Here is a 17,711-nt window from a genome sequence, read left to right as displayed (position 1 = left end):
GGTGCAGCCGCCGGCTGGGAACCGGAACGTCTGCTCGGCGCGTTCTTGGAACGGACAGGGCGCGCTTCTCGCAGGGCGCCGCGGCCGTCGATGGTGAGGCACGGGGGAAGGCTTCATGGACATCGGGCGCGTCATGGAGGTCTGGTCCGCGGGGGCGGGACGGGCCGCGACGGGGTACCTCGTCGGCGATCGAGCCGTGCTGACCGTTGGGCACGCCGTCCGGGCCGCCGGCGACGCGGCCACGGGGGGCACGGCCACGAGGGGCATGGACACGGCGGGCACGGCCATGGCGGGCAGGGCCATGGCGGGCACGGCCGCGGCGCGCATCGAGGTCAGACGGCTGGGCGACGACCGGTGGTGCGCTGCGGAGGTCATCCCGTTACGTGCGGCCCCCGACATCGCCCTCATCCGTATCACCGACCCCGCCTGGCAGCCGCCCGTCCTCGCCCCCGTCCGGTGGGGGCGGGTCCCGACCGTCGGGCAGGAGCCCGTGCCGCCGGTCGGGCAGGCCGGCGCGGTCCGCGGCGCCGCCCCCCACCGTCTCCCGTTCCTGGCCGTCGGCTTCCCCGACGCCGAACAGCGGCCGGACCGCGTCCGGGACAGCAAGGAGATCCGCGGACACCTGGAAACCCTCACCGGGCTGAAGTCCGGCCTGCTCGCACTGCACGTCGACGACAGCGCCGTACCGACACCGAGACCGACACCGCCACCGTCACCGTCACCGACCGCCCCGGGCCTCCGCCCCCTGCCGGCCGCCGAGGACCGCGGACGGCGGGCGCCAGCGTGGGCGTCAGGGTGGGCCGGCAGCTCGGGCGCCGCGGTGTTCTGCGGACCGCTGCTCATCGGCGTCCTCTGCACGGACCGGGCATCCGCGTACCGCGGCGATCAGCTGACCGCGGTCCCGATCACCGCGCTGACCGCCGACCCGGAAGGCGCGACCGGCCTCGCCGCCGCCCTGGGCGCACCGCCTGTCCTGGAGGACGCGGTGCCGTCGGTCCTCGTGCCGGTGTCCGCTGCCGGCGTCTTCACCGAGCCGGCCGTACTGCCCGACCGGCCGCCACCGCCACCGAGTTTCCTGCTCCGCAGCGACTACGAGGTGGTGCCCTTCCAAGGGCGTACCGACGAGGTGGCGGCGCTCACCGAGTGGTGCCGGACGCCCGATCCGGTCGGGCTGCGGCTCTGTCACGGCCCCGGCGGGCAGGGCAAGACCCGGCTCGCGCAGCGGCTCATCAGCCGGATGACCGAGCACGGCTGGACAGCGGGACGCTTGCGCACCCACCACGACCAGGACGCCTTCGCGCGGCTGCTGGGTGCGGCACGCGACGTGCTGCTGGTGGTCGACTACGCGGAGGCGATACCGAACCAGGAGCTCACGGGCCTGCTTGAGCTGGCCGCCCGGCCCCGGCAGGCGGGGGCACGGGTACGGGTGCTGCTGCTGGCCAGGGGGCCCGGCGAATGGTGGTCGAACCTGCTGCTGAGGCTGCCGGACCAGCTCGCGGTGCTGGCCCCGGATGCGGAGTACGCGTTGCCGCCGTTGTTCCCGCGGCCCGAGGAGCGGCAGGCCGAGTTCCGGCGCGCCCTCACCGAGTTCGCCGCCCGGGGCGGGTACCGCACCGAGGGGCTGCCTCCCGCGGCCGACCTCTCCGAACCGCGGTACGCCTCCGTGCTCACCCTGCACATGACGGCGCTCGCCCTGCTGCTCGACCACCAAGCCGAAGGCGAACGATCACAACTCGACGAGCGAGCCGAAGGCGAACGATCAGAACTCGACCACCAAGGCGAGGGCCAACGACCAGAAGGCGAACGCCCACCCGCCGCCGGGCCACCCCAGAACGCCGCCTACCGTGACCCGGCCGCCCGCGTGCTCGTGCACGAGCGCCGGTACTGGGCCGACTCGGCGCGCGCGGCCGAGCTGCCCGACACCGGGGCCCGGCTGCTGGACGCGGTGATGGCGGCGGCCACCTGCTGCGGCGCCGCCGGCCGCGAGGAAGCCCTGGAGGTGCTGGCGCTGCTGCCGGACCTGGAAGGCGAGCACCGCAGAACGCGCGGCCGGTACGCCGACTGGGTGCATGACCTGCACCCCGGTGAGGACTGGCTCAACGGGCTACAGCCGGACCTGCTGGGCGAGTACTTCGTCACGCGCACCCTCGAGGCACAGCGGGACCTGGTCGCCGCCCTGGCCCGGGAGGCCCGTAAGGACCAGGCCCTGCGCCTGGTGACCACGTTGGCCCGGGCGGCGGTGCATCAGGAGGCCGCCGCCGTGGTGCTGCACACCGTCTTCTCCCACGCCGGGGACGACGTCTTCCTGGCCGCCACGGTGGCGGCACCGTACGTGGACTCCCCGCACCTGCTCGTCGACGTGCTGCTGCCGGCGGTACCCCGGGTGGCCGACGACGACATCCTGTACACCGCCACCGTGGAGCATCCCCACGTCGGCCGCACGGCACCGTTGAAGATCGCGATGGCCAGGGAGGCGCTCCAGCGGTTCCGGGCGCTGCCCGAGCGGCTGCTCGACAGGGAGGCGGAGCTGAGCCGTGCGCTGGCGGACGGACTGAGGTCGGCCCAGGACGAGGACGCCGGTGCGGCAGCCGCCGAGGCGGTGCGGCTCTTCACCGAACTGGCCGCTGAGGATCCCGCCAGATACACCTGGGACCTGATCGGCGCACGGATCAACCAGGGGGCGCATGTCGCAGCCGACGAAGCACTCGACATCGCCGACACCGTCGTCCGACAAATCCACCGAGCCCACAAGCAGGACCCGGGGGCGGCCGAACGCACGCTGACCGAGGCGTACATGGTGCGCGCCATGGCCCTGAAGAAGCTGCGGCGCGTGAAGGACGCCGTCCACGCCTCGGAGCAGGCCGAGCGGCACTGCCGCAAGGCGGCCGCCATGGGCCAGAAGGAGGCCGCGGCGCGGTTTCCCACCGTGCAGATGAACCTGGCCAACAACTACAGCAGGGCCGGCATGCACCACGCCGCCCTGGCCAAGATCAACGAGGCGGTCGAGGAGTTGCGCAGACAGTACGCCGAGCACCCCGATCCACTCCGCCCCAACCTGCCGCAGGCCCTGGTCAACCAGGCCCAGTGCCACGCCGACGTGGGCGACCTGCCACGCGCCCTGGCCGTCATCGAGGAGGCCACCGACCGCTGGGAGCGCATCGCCACCCACCAGGAGCACTGGCGGGAGACGCTGATGACGACACACGCCATCTGGTTGAACCTGCTGGGCAAGGCGCCCGGCGCGCAGGCGTCACGCAGGGCGTTCACGGCTGCGGTGACGCGGGCCGCCGCCCTCGTCGAGCAGCGCGGGTCGGCCGGGTAGACCGCCGACGCGCCCGGACACCCCCTGCGGACCGGTGCTGCACCGCACGGGTCCTACACTTGCCCACTCGTGGTTGCCCATCGCCGCGTAGCCCCACCACCGGTGACCCCGCGACCCGCAGGAATCGGCCGTGCACCCGGCACCACGCACCGCACGGCACGTGCTGCGTGCCCACGCCGGAAACGGCACACACGTCGGTAACCGCGCAGCCACCGCACCAGCCAGGACCCACCACACCAAGCCCACCACCACCCGCACCATCAAGACGCACGACACGCACGACACGCACCGCACCACCAGCCCCACCCGTCACACGACCAACCCGCCCCACCACCTCGCCACCCGCTACCGACCACCGACCACCCCCACGACGAACCCACCAACCCCACCCACCCCACGACGAACCCACCACGCCAGGTCCGGCCAGGACACGCCGGCTGAAGCTCAAGACCCGAAGGGTGTTCGGCGCCTTGATAGTCATCGAAGATGTCAGCAAGCGATATCCGGACGGCACGGTGGCCGTCGACAGGTTGTCGTTGGAGATTCCCGATCGGTCGATCACCGTGTTGGTGGGCCCGTCCGGCTGCGGAAAGACCACGACGCTGCGGATGATCAACCGCATGATCGAGCCGAGCAGCGGACGCATCCTGCTCGACGGCAAGAACGTCCTCAAGGAGCCGGTCAACGCGCTGCGCCGCTCCATGGGCTACGTGATCCAGAACGCGGGGCTGTTCCAGCACCGGAACATCCTGGACAACATCGCCACCGTGCCGCGGCTGCTCGGCTGGTCCAAGCAGCGGGCCCGGCGGCGGGCGAGCGAGCTGATGGAACGGGTCGGCCTGGACGCGTCGATGGCGCGGCGCTACCCGTACCAGCTCTCCGGCGGCCAGCAGCAGCGCGTCGGGGTGGCCAGGGCGCTCGCGGCCGACCCGCCGGTGCTGCTGATGGACGAGCCGTTCTCCGCGGTCGACCCCGTGGTGCGCCGCGGGCTCCAGGAGGAGCTGCTGCGCATCCAGTCCGAGCTGGGCAAGGCGATCGTCTTCGTGACCCACGACATCGACGAGGCCATTCGCCTGGGCGACCAGGTCGCCGTGCTGCGCACCGGCGGCAAGCTCGCCCAGTTCGCACCGCCCGACGAGCTGCTGTCGGCGCCCGCCGACGAGTTCGTCGCCGACTTCCTCGGCGCCGACCGGGGCATCCGCGGCCTGTCGTTCTTCACCTCCACGGGTCTCAACCTCACCCCGGGTCCGGTCGTCGCGGTCGACGCCACCGCCAAGCAGGTGGCCGCCCGCGCCAACCCGGACACGCCGTACGTCCTGGTCACCGACGAGGACGGCAAGCCGCTCGGCTGGGCGAAGCCGGCCGACTGGACCGACGGGGTGAAGAAGCTCGCCCCGTTCGGGCAGACCTTCGAGTTCGGCCGGGACTCGCTGCGTGTCGCCCTGGACTGCGCGGTGCTCTCCCCCGTCGGATGGGCCGTCGCCGTGGACCGGACCGGCAGCGTGGTGGGCGTCGCCTCCCAGGAGACCATCGCCGCGGCGATCCGCGGCGCGCACGCCGAGCGGGACCTCAAGGCGAAGGCGGGCGCCGCCTACCAGGCCGGCAAGGCACGGACGGCCGCCACGGGCGGCACCGGCAAGACGACCGGTAACGCGACGGGCAAGCCGAGCCAGCCGGGCAAGGGCACCAAGGCGGGCCCGTCAAGCGAGGAAGGCGGCCAGGCGGACGAGGCCGCGACCGGCCAGGACGCGGCCCGGGACGGCGAGCAGGACACCGGTCGGGACGCCGGCCGGGGCGCGGGAGCCGCCACGTGAACGGCTTCTTCGACATGCCCAGCGACCTCCAGCACAGCTATCTGGGACTGGTCGGCTGGCATCTGGAGGAGGCGCTGATCCCGGTGCTGATCGGGCTGCTGCTGGCGCTGCCGATCGGCCAGCTGTGCGTGCGCTTCCGCTGGATCTATCCACCGGTCCTGTGGATCACCACCGTGCTGTACGCGATCCCGTCGCTGGCCTTCTTCGTGGTCCTGATCGACTACACGGGGCAGAGCGAGACCACCGTGATGATCCCGCTGGCCCTGTACAGCCTGGTGGTGCTGGTGCCGGCGATCGTCGACGGGGTGCGGTCGGTGCCCGAGGAGACCAACGCCGCCGCCGTCGCCATGGGGATAGGCACGGTGCGTCGCTATCTGACGGTGCAGTTGCCGATCGCCGTTCCGGCCATCATCGCGGGGTTGCGGGTGGCCACGGTGTCCAGCATCAGCCTCGTCAGCGTCGGCACCCTGATCGGCAACCAGGGCGCGCTGGGCAACCTGCTCGCCGACGCGATGTTCTACCACCGGCCCATCCTGGCGGTGTCGTCCGTGGTCACCACGGCCGTGCTGGCGATGCTCATGGACGCCGTGCTGGTGCTGGTCAGGCGGCTGCTGACGCCGTGGCAGCCGCGTGGCGCCAAGGCCGCGGCACGCGCCGCCCGCCGGGCCGCCGGCTCGGCCGCCCGCTCCGGCACGCAGCCTGCCGGCGAGGATTCCGCCCCGGCCCTGGAGCGTGTGCCGTGACCGTCTTCCACTTCATGCAGTCCTTCTTCTCCGACACGGCGCACTGGCACGGGTACGACGGCATCCCGCAGCGGGTGCTGGAGCACATCGAGTACGCGTCGGCCGCGTTGGGCATCGCCGCCCTGATCGCGCTGCCGATCGGTCTTGTCACCGGGCACACCGGGCGCGGTGGCAACGCGGTGGCGCTGGTGGCCACGGCGGGGCGGGCGCTGCCCAGCTTCGGCCTGCTGGTGCTGCTGTTCGTCTGGCTCGGACTGAGCACCTGGCCGGCGATGATCCCGCTGGTGGTGCTGGCCATCCCGCCCATCCTGGTGACCACGTACGAGGCGGTGCGCACCGTGGACGCGTCACCCGTGGACGCGGCACGCGGCATGGGGATGCACCCGGCGAAGATCCTCTTCCAGGTGGAGCTTCCCGTCGCGCTGCCGTTGATACTCAGCGGGCTGCGGTCGGCGGCGATCCAGATCGTGTCGACGGCGACGATCGCGGCGTACGTGAGCCTGGGCGGGGTCGGCCGGTACATCGTGGACGGCCTCTACCAGCGCGACTACGAGAAGGTGGTGGGCGGCGCCGCCCTGGTGGCGGTCCTTGCGCTGCTCGTCCTCGGACTGTTCTGGGTGGCGGGGCGTGCGCTGGTCTCGCCGGGGGTCCGGCGGCGCTGACACGCCGGCCGCGACGGGGTGCCACGAGAGCGGGGCTCCGGCCAGGGAACGGATCGGCTCACGTACGGCTCGGCCCGGCAGGGTCGGCCCGGGCGGTACGTGGGCCGGCCCGTCAGCTCGTCGCGCGCGCCAGCGCATGCTCCAGGACGACCAGCAGCGCGTCCCGCACCGACCCGCGCTCCCGCGCGTCGAAGACGGTCACCGGCACGTTCTCCCGGACGTCCAGGGCCCAGCGGATGTCCTGGAGGTCGTGCTCCAGCTGGCCGTCGAAGGCGTTCACCGCGACGGCGAACGGGATGTCGCGGTGCTCGAAGTAGTCGACGGCGGCGTAGCAGTCGTCGAGCCGCCGGGTGTCGACGATCACCAGACCGCCCAGCGCGCCCTCCATCAGGTCGTCCCACATGAAGCCGAATCTCTCCTGTCCTGGCGTGCCGAACAGGTACAGCTTCAGCGTCGGGTCGAGCGTGACGCAGCCGAAGTCCATGGCCACGGTCGTGGTGGTCTTCTGCGGGGTGTGGCTGAGGTCGTCCACGCCGGCGGCGACCGAGGTGATCGACGCCTCGGTGGTGAGCGGCTCGATCTCGGAGATCGACGCGACCGTCGTCGTCTTGCCCACGCCGAAGCCGCCGGCGATCACCATCTTGACGGGCAACGGCGGACGCGTGGCAACGTCCTCGGAGCCGGCTGCGCCCGGTGCTGTGGCGTCAGCGGTCACGGAGTGCCTCCCTGGAGTCGGGAACGGCGCGGAGTCCATCGATCACCCTTCTCAAGACAGAAGCATCACGCGCGGTGTTGCCTTGCGGCAGGTACAGCGCCAACTGCCCGTCGGCACGCAGGTCGTCGGCCAGCACGCGGATCACGTTGAGGTGCAGACGCAGCTTCGCGGCGATCTCCGCCACCGACTGCGGCTCAGAGCAGACGGCGACGATATCGCGGTGCTCGAACGCGAAGGTGTCCAGCGCCGCCATTCCCTCTCTGGTCGCCACCACCTGCGCCTCCACGGGTATCGGCGGCACCAGGCTGTCCGCCCCGGCCACCCGCCCGGACGTGAGGAGGAACGGACGGACCGCCGACGCGGGCAGCACCGCCTCCGTGCCCGGGTCGGCGGCGGGGTCCGGGTCCGGACCGACGGCCGTCTCCGGGCCCAGGGCGGCGCCCGTCGCATGCTCGGCTGGTGGGTCACCGGCCGTCATCGTTGGCCCCTTCCTCGACCGGCGCCACTCGCCGTGCCGTTCGGTGTTTCGGGTGCGATCCAGAGCGCGCGGGTCAGTTCGCGGGCGTGCTGCCCACGGTGTTCTTCAGTTCCATGATCAGCTGTGGGCTGAGCACGGTGCCCGCGCGATTGGCGAAGAGGGTCATCTCGTACGCGATGTTGCCGAGCTTCGCCTCCTTCGAGGCCACCACGCCGAGCACCGCCCCCGCACCGATCGCCGACACGATCAGGTGGCCGCCCTCCAGGTCGATGATGACCTTGTTGAGCCCGCCCAGACCGTAGTTGCCCGACGCGCCCATGGCGAGGCTGGTGATGCCGGAGACGATCGCCGCCAGCCGCTCCGAGTGGGCCGGCTCGCCCGGCTGGGACACCGCGATCAGCAGCCCGTCCGAGGAGACGCCGATCGCGTCCACCACGCCGGCGGTCTCGTTGGCGAACCGGCGCAGCAGCCAGTTGAAGTCGGATACCGCGGCGCGCATGTCCTCCTGCGGCTCGGCGGTCTCGGGTCGCGAGCCGTTCGTCCAGCTGGTCACTGGCCTGCCCCTTCTGAGGATGACGATGGTGAGGTCCGTGTGGTGTCGTGCGCCGCCGGAGCCGGCGGCCGGATCGCCCGGTGCCCGTGCGGCGTCCGCGGCGGGTCCGCTAACGGCGGCACGGGGGGATCGGACGCCGGTGGCGCGTAGGGGGCGCGCGACGGGGCCTGCGGGGGCGTGGCCGCGTCGTCGGCGGACTCGTCCACCGGCGCGAAGAGCTGCTGCGCGCTGTCACGGTGTGCGCGTGCCACCGCGGCCTCGAACTCGTCCAGCTCGTCACGGGCCGCGTCCGCGTCCCGGTACCGCCAGGTCCCCGTGCCCTCCAGCGGTGCCTCGGGCTTCGGCGTCTGCATCCTGGCCGCGGTGGTCGCCGCCAGCGTCGCCCCGCGCACCCGCCGCCGCAACGGCCGCGGGGACGTGGCGCCCGGGACCCGCGCACGGGCCCCGGACCCGGCGACGCGCGGCGGCCCGTCCGAGACCTTCGGCTCATCCGGCCCGGTCAGCTGGTTCCGGCCGATCGGTCCCGCCGGGCCCGCCGGTCCCGGCCCGTCCGGCCCGTCCGGCCCGAACGGATCGGCCTCGTCGCTCAGCGCCCAGGCGGGCCCCGGCCGTCGTGCCCGGCCGGGCTCCGCGGGCTGTGCCTCGTCGGGGAACCCGTCGTCGCCCGGCTCCTGCTGCGACCTCCTGGCCGGCACCCGGCGCGGCAGCCCGCTGCCGCCCTCCTCGGGGGGCTTGATGAGGGACGGCTGCGGCGAGCCGGCACTCCGGTCGGTGGGCGTGGCCGGGCGGGGCGTCGGCGAGCCGGCCGCGTGCAGCGGCAGCAGGTGCACCGAGGGGATGACGACCCTGGCGGTCACACCGCCGCCGGGCGTGCGCGAGAGGGTGACCTGGATGCCCCAGCGCCGGGAGAGCACGCCGACGACGAAAAGACCGAGCACCTTCGTCGGCACCACGTCCAGCCGTTCGCGCCGCACCAGCCGGGCGTTCTCCTCCTCCAGCCGCTCGGTGCTCATCCCCAGACCGTGGTCGACGATCTCCACGGCGGCACCGTCCGCCCGCAACCCGCTGCTGGCCTGCGGGCCCGTCCCGGACCGCAGCATCAGCTCGACATGGGTGCTCGCGGGCGAGAACGTCACGGCGTTCTCCAGCAGTTCGGCGAGCATCAGGGTCAGGTCGCCGACGACGTCCGGCGAGACGGTCACATCGCCTTCGGCCCGCGGGGTGACCCGCTGGTAGGCCTCGATCTGGCCGAGCGCAGCCCGCACCACGTTGCTCAGCCGGGCCGGACCGCCCTCCAGGCCGGTCTCGCGGATCCCGGCGAGCAGCATCAGGCTGTCCGCGTTGCGTTGCAGCCGTACCGCGATGTGGTCGATGCGGTAGAGCTGCTCCAGCGTCTCCGCGTCGGTCTCGCCGCGTTCGACCGAGTCGATCAGGGCGAGCTGGCGCGCGGTGAGGTTGCTCACCCGGCGGCCGACGTTGCCGAACATCTCCGCGATGTTGCGGCGGCTGAGCACCTGGCGTTCCAGCAGCGCGGTCGCCGTGACCTGCACCTGGTTGAACGCCTCGGCCAGCTCGCCGATCTCGTCGCGCACCGGTACCGGCACGGCGGTGAGCCGCGGCGGGCCGGTGTCCGCCGAGTCGTCGTCGGCGACCCTGGCCAGTTCCTGCCCGGTGGCGTCCGCCACCTCCTGCGCTGCGCTGGTCAGCGCCCGCACCGTGCGCAGCACGGAACGGCGGGCCAGCACCGAGAACAGCAGCCAGGCGGCGAACCCCAGCACGGCGACGAGCAGCAGCCCGGCGGCCCGGAACCAGGCCTGCTGCGAGGCCTGCTGGGTGTCCGAGGCGATCTGCCCGATCAGCGATCCGGTGATGCTCAGCCGCTGGGCCGACTGCTGGTCGTAGACGCTGACGTCCGCCAGGGACTTCTTGAGGTCGGTGCGCACCTCTTCGGCCGTGTCGGCGGGCAGGCCGCTGGGGTCGACTGCGAGCTGGGCGTAGTGCTGGCTGACGATGCTCTGCTGGCCGGGGTCGATCCCGGCGATCTCGTCGCCCTGCTCCTCCGTGGCGTACCGGCGGAACCGCTCGATCTGGTAGTTGTACTGCGAGTTCGCGCCGACCGATGTCCTGAACTCGATGAGCGCGTTCGCATCGCCGGTCCGGGCCGCGAACACGGCGGTCTCGAAGGACGCGTGTGCGGCGTCCGCGCGCAGCAGCGCGTCGAGGAGCGTGCCGGCGGTCCCGGTGCCCGCCTCGGTGCCGTTCATCCCGAGCCCGTTGATCAGGTCGGCGACGGCGTCGTCGTAGGCGGGGTCGATGTTGTCCGCGGCGAACGGGCCCGTCTCGATGCTGCTGCGCAGCATGTCCAGGGCCTCGACCTCGTGCAGCGCCTGCTCCTCCAGCTCGGGCAGCCGGTCGCCGAATACCTTGCGGACCGCGCCCACCTGCTGGTCCACGGTGACCTGGGAGGTGTGGTAGGCGGCGGTGTCCGGCGCGGAGCTGGCGCCGGTGCCGAGGGCCTCGTAGTGCAGCGAGACCAGCAGGGCCTGGCGGTGCTCGATCTGCAGGCCGTTGATGAGCTTGGCGACCTGCTCGCTGTCGCGCACCAGCTGGGCGGTGGCGGCCGCCGACCGGGCCTGCTCGACCTGGAGGTAGGCGACGAAGCACAGCATGGCCGCGATCACCAGGACCGGTACGAAGACCAGGACGTCCAGCTTGCGTCGGAAGGGCCAGCGGTCGAGAAAGGCCCCGAACTCCTCGCGCGGTGCGGGTGAGGTCCCCGCCGCGCCGGTGTGCGGGCGATCCTTCCTGTGCGAGGGCACCGGGCCTCCTTGGCAGCGCTTGCTGTGGTCGGGCGAGTTGCTACGGGCTGGGGCGACGCACACGGTGCCGGACTGCGCACCACGGCCACGACACGCGGGCGACGGAGAGCGGGCAGAGCGGCGACGGGGAGCGGATAGTAGTCGGATATGGGACGGAGCGGAATCGACGGGGAGAGTAGGACGTAAGGGGGTTCAGTGGAATGTTGGCGTACGACGGAGCCGGGTGCGGGCTCCGCGGGTGGCGCGGTCGGACATCTTCGGGCCGGCAGGGGAAGGGCTGATACCGGTTATGGGGCAGGTGTGAGGGCTGGTACGGAAGGGACTGTGTGGGGCGGTAGTTGGAATCGGGACATGACGGTGCGGAAGCAGATTAGCGACCTGTGAAACTCCTTCGCCTGGGAATCGGGCAAGAAGTGACCACAAACAGCGGCACGTCGTATCACATGTTTGTCAAGATCCTGCGAAGGGGTGGTGGAACGGCGTAGCGGGTCCGCCCGGGCGTACGCGTTCCAGGCCACGCGGTGGTGGTGAGGCAGAGTCGCCCTGCCTGGGCATCTTCCGAGGAGCCGCGCGGACGGCCGCCGGCGGTCCGGGACCGGGTCCTGTGTGTGGGCTGTGAGGATTCCTGTCGGGGCGTCAATTCGCTCTTGCCCGTGGCATAGGAGCCCGCCGGGCGATGGTCGGACGCCCGCCGGGGGGCGAATTCCCGCCGAATTCAGGGCCGACCCCGAGCCCCGTTCCTGGCTCGGTCGGTGCCCGATTGCAACCAGAACGACCTTGACTAGGGCTTCGCGCTCTCGTTGGATCGTCGGCACACGTCGTGCCATGCCGCACCGGCGCACCAGCGGCCCGTACGGCCACGGGGAGGCACGTCGCCGCAGACTTATCAGCCTGGATTGGGAAACCGTGATCGGAACCAAGAGCAGCAAGCGCACCCTCACGACCTCGGTGGTCGTTCTGACGAGCGCCCTGACGGCGGCCCTTTCCGGCTGTGGCTCGTCCGACGACTCCGGCTCGGACCCGTTGAAGGGCGACACGGCCAAGGGCGGCACCGTCGTCGTCGGGTCCCAGAACTTCTCCGAGAGCATCCTGCTGGGTGACATCTACGGCGAGGCCATGAAGGCCAAGGGCGTCAAGATCCAGTACAAGCCCAACATCGGCAGCCGCGAGACCACCTACGGTCTGATCAAGAACGGCTCGATCACGGTGCTGCCCGAGTACAACGGCTCGCTGCTGGCCTACCTCGACAAGACGGCCAAGCCGAAGACCGTGGCCGAGGCCAGCAAGGCCATCGGCGCGAAGCTCGACCCGAAGTTGGAGCTCCTCCAGCCGTCCAAGGCCGAGGACAAGGACGCGGTGGCCGTCAACGCGGGCACCGCCAAGAAGTACCACCTCACCGCCAAGTCCACGATCGGCGACCTCAAGAGCATCGCCAAGGACAACCTCGTCGTCGGCGGCTCACCCGAGTTCGAAACCCGCTACACCGGCCTCGAAGGCATCAAGGACCTCTACGGCGTGGAGTTCAAGTCCTTCAAGGCGCTCGACGCGGGCGGCCCGCTCACCACGGCGGCCCTGAAGGCCAACAACGTCCAGGCCGGCAACATCTTCACCACCGACCCGAACATCGCCAAGAACGACTTCCTCATCCTCCAGGATCCCAAGCAGCTGTTCAGCTTCGACAACGTGACCCCCCTGGTCTACCGGCCCGGCCTGCCCAAGGCGGGCGTCGCCGCCTGCAACGCGGTCTCCGCCGCGCTGGACACCGAGACCCTGCTGAAGCTGGGCGCGCAGGTGCAGAACGACCACAAGGACCCGCTGGACGTGGCCAAGGCCTGGCTGGCCTCCAAGCACCTCGTCTGAGGCGCACGACCCGCACGAACTCCGGCCTGACGTCCAGGCCACCCACCGTCCGCAGCGGTCACGCGCCCCGTGCGCCGGCCGCTGCGGACGGTCGTTTCCGCAGCCCGCAGGGTGGGCGGAGGAAAGTGGCACCGCGCCCGCCCCCACCAGGGCGGTTCCGATCCCCGTTTCCCGTCCCAGGAGGCGGCTCATGCTGACCACCCCGGCCGAACGCGCGGCCCCCCGCGACACCGTCCTGCTCGACGGCCGGACGCTCGACGCCGCCGGCGTCACCCTGCTCGCCGACGCCCAGGCGCGGCCCCGCGTCGATCCGGCGGCGCTGACCCGGATGGAGGCCAGCTGGCGGGCCGCCCACCAGCTGGTCGAGACCGGCCGCGTCTACGGGCGCAGCACCGGCGTCGGCGCCCATCGCACCGTGGACGTCACACCCCAGGACGCGGACGGCCATGACCTGCGGCTGCTCGGCAGCCACGCCGGCGGCATCGGCGCCCCGCTGCCGACCCGCCAGGTCCGCGCCATGCTGGCGGTGCGGGTCAACCAGCTGCTGGCCGGCGGCTCGGGCCTGCGCCCCGCCATCGTGCTGACCCTCGCCGAGGCGCTGCGGTCACGTTTCCACCCCCAGGCCCACGAGTACGGCGCGGTGGGCACCGGGGACCTCACGGCGCTGGCCCAGCTCGGCCTCACCCTGATCGGCCGGCTGCCCTGGTTGTACGACGACCACCTGCCGGAGGCGGTCGTCATGGTCCCACCGGACACGGCCGCCGCCGCGGCCGGCACCGAAGACCGTCCGGAGGGCGGTCACCGCCGGCGCGAGCCGCCCGACCCCGTCCCGCTGGAGCGCGGCGACGCGCTCGCCCTGCTCAGCAGCAACGCCCTCACGCTCGGCCAGGCCGCACTGATCTGCCACGACCTCGGCCGGCTGCTGCGCGCCTCGCACGTCGTCAGCGCGCTGTCGCTGCTCGCCGCGCAGGGCTCGTCGGAGGCCTACGCAGCGCCGGTGCACGCGGCACGCCCCCACCTGGGCTCGGTGCACATCGCCGCGGAGATCCGGCGGTTGATCGGCGCCCCCGACCGCCCGGGACCGCCGGCCGGGCGGGTGCAGGACCCGTTCGCGTTCCGCTGCTTCCCGCAGGTGCACGGCCCGGCCCTGGAGGCCTGCGCCGGTCTGGACCGGGTGCTCTCCGTGGAGCTCAACGCCGCCGCCGAGAACCCGCTGATCAGCCTGGACGGGCCGGACGGCACTCCCGCCGCCTACCACCACGGCGGCTTCTTCGCGGCGCCCCTCACGCTCCAGCTCGACCAGCTCTGCCTGGCCGTCCTCCAGACCGCCCGGCTCTCCGCCGCCCGGATCGGGGCGCTCGGCCGGGCCGACCTCACCGGGCTGCCGTCCTTCCTCACCGACGGCACCACCGCGGGCTCCGGGATCATGATCCTTGAGTACAGCGCCAACTCGGCCCTGGCCGAGGTGCACGCCGCCGCAGCGCCCGCCTCCCTCGCCCACGCGGTGCTCTCGCAGGGCGTCGAGGAGGGCGCGAGCTTCGCCACCCAGGCGGCCCGCAAGGCGCTCCGTGTCGTCGACGCCTACCGGCTCGTGCTGGCCTGCGAGCTGGTGGCCGCGGTACGCGCCCTGCGGCTGCGCGGCGGCCCGCCCGACCCCGCGGTGCCGGCCGGCCAGGCCTACGCCCACGCCGCGGCCGCCCTCGACCCCGACATGACCGACCGCCCCCTCACCGGCGACGTCGCCACGGCCGCGGCGGTGCTCGACGACCTCGCGGGGCTGTAGACGCCCTGGTGGGGCGGGCACGCAGGGGCGCGGACGGTGCTCGACGAGGCCGGCGCGCGCGGCACCCGACGGGGCCCGGGGCGTGGGTGAGGGATCCGGACCCCGCCGGTTCTCGCCCCGCACCGCGGGGCTCCCGGTCCCCCCGGACCCAGGGAGCCCTGCCGTCCCGCTCGCGGCCGGGGGCGTGCCGGCTCCGCGGTGCCCGGCACCGATGGACGTGGATCGCGCGGCCACGCCCACGGATGAGTTCGGCGCCGGGGCACCCGGGCCCCGGTCAGGTGAAAGGACTGTCCACCTGCCGGTCGGTGGGGCCGCCCGGCGCGGGCGGGGAAGTGTGCGGGCGGCCCTGTTTCCGCGCGTGTGCCACGGTCCGTACGGACTGTGCCCAGTCCATCGCGCCGCCCCGTGCACGGGGAGCGTGCGTGACATACGAGCGCGTGCGCGGGCTTCACACGGGGCGCGCGCCAGGTATGGACCGCAGTGGAGCGGTGGGGGCGATGGGGAAAGTGCGGTGGCGAGAGTCCGACGGTCGGGCGCCCGATGTTTCCCACGGGGCAGTCGGGTGTTCCCGGGGGTGGCGCGACGAGCCCGCAGAATGCCGTACACTGGAATCACCGACGCGGGGTGGAGCAGCTCGGTAGCTCGCTGGGCTCATAACCCAGAGGTCGCAGGTTCAAATCCTGTCCCCGCTACTGAAGGCCGAAGGGCCGGGACCATTCGTGGTCCCGGCCCTTCGTCGCGTTCTCTCTTCAATTCAGTCCCTCCGCTATCCGCTATCCGCTATCCTTCCGCCCAACCCGTCCAGGTCCTTCCTCTCGCCCGATCGGCCGCCGCCGAGTCGCCGGAGGCGACCGCCCCTCTCAGGCTGGAGCGGTGTGGTGATGGCGCGGCAGCGGCAGGAGACACGTGGTGCGGCAGGCAGGAGCCGGCGGGGGCGAGGCGCACCGCCGCGACCACGAGCCGCCCGGCGGCGATCCCGCCGGCGGCACACCGCCCGACGGCGGCGCAACCAGCAGCCATACGCCCGCCCAGGACCCACGCGGGCCCGCCCAGGGTCCCCACGGGCGCGCCGAGGACCCCCACGGGCCCGCCGAGGACCCCCGCGCGCCCGCCCAGGACCCAGGCGCCGACGATCCACCCGGCGGGCCCGACTCCCCGGGCCCGATCCGGTACCTCCGGCTCCGTCCCCCGCCCGAAACCCCCACGCGGCCCCCCGCCGCCTCCGTCGAAGCGGCACCGCAGCCGGCCCCGCACGGCGCGGACGTCGCCGTGGTCGGGCAGGAGGTGCGCGCCGTCGGGCCGGTGACGGGACGGCGGCTGAGGCGGACCAGGGCCGCGCTGCGCGCCGCGCCCTGGGTGCTGCTCGCCGTCGGCGTGATCTACGACGTCCTGACCCCCCAGCAGTTCAGCGGCCTGCCGGTCTTCGTCGCAGCGCCGGTGATCGCCGCACCGTTCTACTCGGTGCGCACGGTCCTCGTCATCGCCGCCCTCTCCATCGTCGCCGTGGCGACACGCCATCTGGAGCGGTCCACCGTCGACAGCGCCCGAGGCGTCACCACGCTGATCACCTGCTTCATGGTGGGCCTGGTCGCGGCCGTCACCAGCCGCGTGGTGAGCCGCAGCAACGTGCTGCTCGCCTCGGCGCGCGAGATCGCCGCGGCCGCCCAGCGCGCCGTGCTGCCCGAGCCGGCACCGCGCCAGGCCGGCCTTGACGTGGCGACCCGCTACGAGGCCGCGCAGGCCGGCGCGTTCATCGGCGGAGACTTCTACGCGGCCCAGGACAGCGCGCACGGCGTACGGCTGGTCGTCGGTGACGTACGCGGCAAGGGGATGGAGGCGGTGTCCGCCGTGGCCATCGTCATCGGTGCCTTCCGGGAGGCCGCCGAACACGAGAGCAGCCTGGAGGCGGTGGCGCAGCGGCTCGACCACGCGCTCGCCCGCGAAGACCTGCCGCGTCCGGTGAGCGAGGACTTCGGTACGGAGTTCGCGGAGGAGTTCGCGACGGCCGTGCTCGCTGAAGTGCCGCACGGCCACGACACCGTACGGATCGTCAACCGCGGGCACCCTCCACCGCTGCTGCTGCACCCGGACGGCCGGGTGGGCGAAGCGGCCGGATCCGAGGCCGCACTGCCGCTCGGGATGACCGACCTCGGCACCTGGCCCGACCGCTCACGTGAGATGCCCTTCCCGCCCGGCACCACGCTGCTGCTCTTCACGGACGGCCTCACCGAGGCCCGCGACCGCAACGGCGTCTTCTACGACCCGGTGGCAGGACTGCGCGGTCGCAGGTTCGACGATCCACGCCACCTGCTGGACTTCCTCACCGCAGAGGTGCGCCGGCACACCGCCGACGGCGCCACCGACGACCTTGCGCTGCTCGCGGTGCGCCGCCCCTGAGCGCCGCCGTCCCGCTTCTGCGCCGGCGCAACGAAGCAGTCACTCATGGTGATCGGATGATCCCCCTCCGCATAACAACTGACACACCGTCAGAATTTGGAAAGCGTCAAATCCATGGTCAACTCATCCGGTTACGCCCATTCGTGTCCCGTTAAGTCCATGCCGAAGACGTGAACGATCTGTTGGAACTGCTTGGAAATCTGTGGCGTCCCCTATTAACGTTCGATAACGCAGCGCGGTCGTCCTAGCCGTCATACGAGGCGGCTCCGTGCGCGCGCGCCGAATCCCGTCAGGGAACCGGGGAACCACCAAGTGGGGTGAATCGGGCATGTGTGTGCCCGCGCGAGATGCGCGCGGCGCGCCCGCCCGTAGGAGACCTTCCTGCTCCGAACCCGTCAGCTAACCCGGTAGGCGAAGGAAGGAAAGGAGCACGCCTCCGTGGCGTCCAACCGGCCCGGCCCGAGGGGCCCCCGAGCGACCACCGGCACCGACGGGGAGTACCCCGCGGTGTACAGCAACGTCGATGACCTGCGCTTCGGCGCCACGCCCGGTGGCTACGCACGCA

General features: G+C 72.5%; 11 protein-coding genes, 1 tRNA gene and 1 riboswitch. Of the genes, 8 read left to right on the top strand and 4 right to left on the bottom strand.

Going from position 1 to position 17,711, the window contains the following annotated elements:
• Window positions 1-115 precede the first annotated feature (115 nt).
• The 4 genes from NQO67_RS39095 (at window position 116) to NQO67_RS39080 (ending at window position 6,541) form a co-directional block, all read left to right on the top strand.
• Window positions 116-3,322, top strand: a complete 3,207-nt coding sequence (locus tag NQO67_RS39095; RefSeq protein WP_255955259.1) for a tetratricopeptide repeat protein — start codon at window positions 116-118, stop codon at window positions 3,320-3,322.
• Window positions 3,323-3,801: 479 nt separating this feature from the next.
• Complete coding sequence (locus tag NQO67_RS39090; RefSeq protein ID WP_445195119.1) at window positions 3,802-5,136, top strand: ABC transporter ATP-binding protein; 1,335 nt, start codon at window positions 3,802-3,804, stop codon at window positions 5,134-5,136.
• Window positions 5,133-5,879 (top strand): ABC transporter permease, encoded by a 747-nt coding sequence (locus NQO67_RS39085; protein WP_255955257.1) that lies wholly within the window; start codon window positions 5,133-5,135, stop codon window positions 5,877-5,879. The genes NQO67_RS39090 and NQO67_RS39085 overlap by 4 nt, the downstream gene beginning before the upstream one ends.
• A 14-nt stretch (window positions 5,880-5,893) precedes the next feature.
• A complete protein-coding gene (locus NQO67_RS39080) occupies window positions 5,894-6,541 on the top strand; it encodes an ABC transporter permease (RefSeq protein WP_305126821.1) in 648 nt (215 codons plus the stop codon).
• A gap of 112 nt (window positions 6,542-6,653) precedes the next feature.
• On the opposite strand, the gene NQO67_RS39075 is transcribed toward NQO67_RS39080, so the two are convergent.
• The 4 genes from NQO67_RS39075 to NQO67_RS39060 form a co-directional block, all read right to left on the bottom strand.
• Window positions 6,654-7,295 carry a GTP-binding protein gene (locus NQO67_RS39075; protein WP_255955254.1) on the bottom strand — a complete coding sequence of 214 codons (642 nt, stop codon included), beginning with the start codon at window positions 7,293-7,295 and terminating at the stop codon, window positions 6,654-6,656.
• Window positions 7,246-7,734 (bottom strand): DUF742 domain-containing protein, encoded by a 489-nt coding sequence (locus NQO67_RS39070; RefSeq protein WP_255955253.1) that lies wholly within the window; start codon window positions 7,732-7,734, stop codon window positions 7,246-7,248. The genes NQO67_RS39075 and NQO67_RS39070 overlap by 50 nt, the downstream gene beginning before the upstream one ends.
• A gap of 73 nt (window positions 7,735-7,807) precedes the next feature.
• Entirely contained in the window at window positions 7,808-8,233 is a 426-nt protein-coding gene (locus NQO67_RS39065) for a roadblock/LC7 domain-containing protein (RefSeq protein WP_255955309.1), read from the bottom strand.
• 50 nt (window positions 8,234-8,283) lie between these two features.
• Window positions 8,284-11,106, bottom strand: a complete 2,823-nt coding sequence (locus tag NQO67_RS39060; protein ID WP_255955252.1) for an ATP-binding protein — start codon at window positions 11,104-11,106, stop codon at window positions 8,284-8,286.
• 906 nt (window positions 11,107-12,012) lie between these two features.
• Between NQO67_RS39060 and NQO67_RS39055 the strand changes: the two genes are divergently transcribed.
• The 4 genes from NQO67_RS39055 (at window position 12,013) to NQO67_RS44450 (ending at window position 17,146) form a co-directional block, all read left to right on the top strand.
• Window positions 12,013-12,966 carry an ABC transporter substrate-binding protein gene (locus tag NQO67_RS39055; RefSeq protein WP_255955251.1) on the top strand — a complete coding sequence of 318 codons (954 nt, stop codon included), beginning with the start codon at window positions 12,013-12,015 and terminating at the stop codon, window positions 12,964-12,966.
• A 190-nt stretch (window positions 12,967-13,156) separates the two neighbouring features.
• Window positions 13,157-14,749 (top strand): aromatic amino acid ammonia-lyase, encoded by a 1,593-nt coding sequence (locus tag NQO67_RS39050; RefSeq protein ID WP_255955250.1) that lies wholly within the window; start codon window positions 13,157-13,159, stop codon window positions 14,747-14,749.
• A gap of 618 nt (window positions 14,750-15,367) precedes the next feature.
• A tRNA-Met gene (locus NQO67_RS39045) sits at window positions 15,368-15,441 on the top strand.
• A 217-nt stretch (window positions 15,442-15,658) separates the two neighbouring features.
• Complete coding sequence (locus NQO67_RS44450) at window positions 15,659-17,146, top strand: PP2C family protein-serine/threonine phosphatase (protein WP_255955248.1); 1,488 nt, start codon at window positions 15,659-15,661, stop codon at window positions 17,144-17,146.
• A 267-nt stretch (window positions 17,147-17,413) separates the two neighbouring features.
• Window positions 17,414-17,575: riboswitch (cyclic di-AMP (ydaO/yuaA leader) on the top strand.
• Window positions 17,576-17,711: the final 136 nt, after the last annotated feature.

The sequence above is a fragment of the Streptomyces odontomachi genome, assembly GCF_024435355.1.
In the GTDB taxonomy this organism is placed as follows: domain Bacteria; phylum Actinomycetota; class Actinomycetes; order Streptomycetales; family Streptomycetaceae; genus Streptomyces; species Streptomyces odontomachi.
This window is presented reverse-complemented; position numbering and strand designations above follow the sequence as displayed.

Coding starts and splice junctions, on each gene's coding strand:
- NQO67_RS39095 (WP_255955259.1), top strand. CDS start 116: ATGGACATCGGGCGCGTCATGGAGGTCTGGTCCGCGGGGGCGGGACGG.
- NQO67_RS39080 (WP_305126821.1), top strand. CDS start 5,894: ATGCAGTCCTTCTTCTCCGACACGGCGCACTGGCACGGGTACGACGGC.
- NQO67_RS39075 (WP_255955254.1), bottom strand. CDS start 7,295: ATGGACTCCGCGCCGTTCCCGACTCCAGGGAGGCACTCCGTGACCGCT.
- NQO67_RS39070 (WP_255955253.1), bottom strand. CDS start 7,734: ATGACGGCCGGTGACCCACCAGCCGAGCATGCGACGGGCGCCGCCCTG.
- NQO67_RS39065 (WP_255955309.1), bottom strand. CDS start 8,233: ATGCGCGCCGCGGTATCCGACTTCAACTGGCTGCTGCGCCGGTTCGCC.
- NQO67_RS39050 (WP_255955250.1), top strand. CDS start 13,157: ATGCTGACCACCCCGGCCGAACGCGCGGCCCCCCGCGACACCGTCCTG.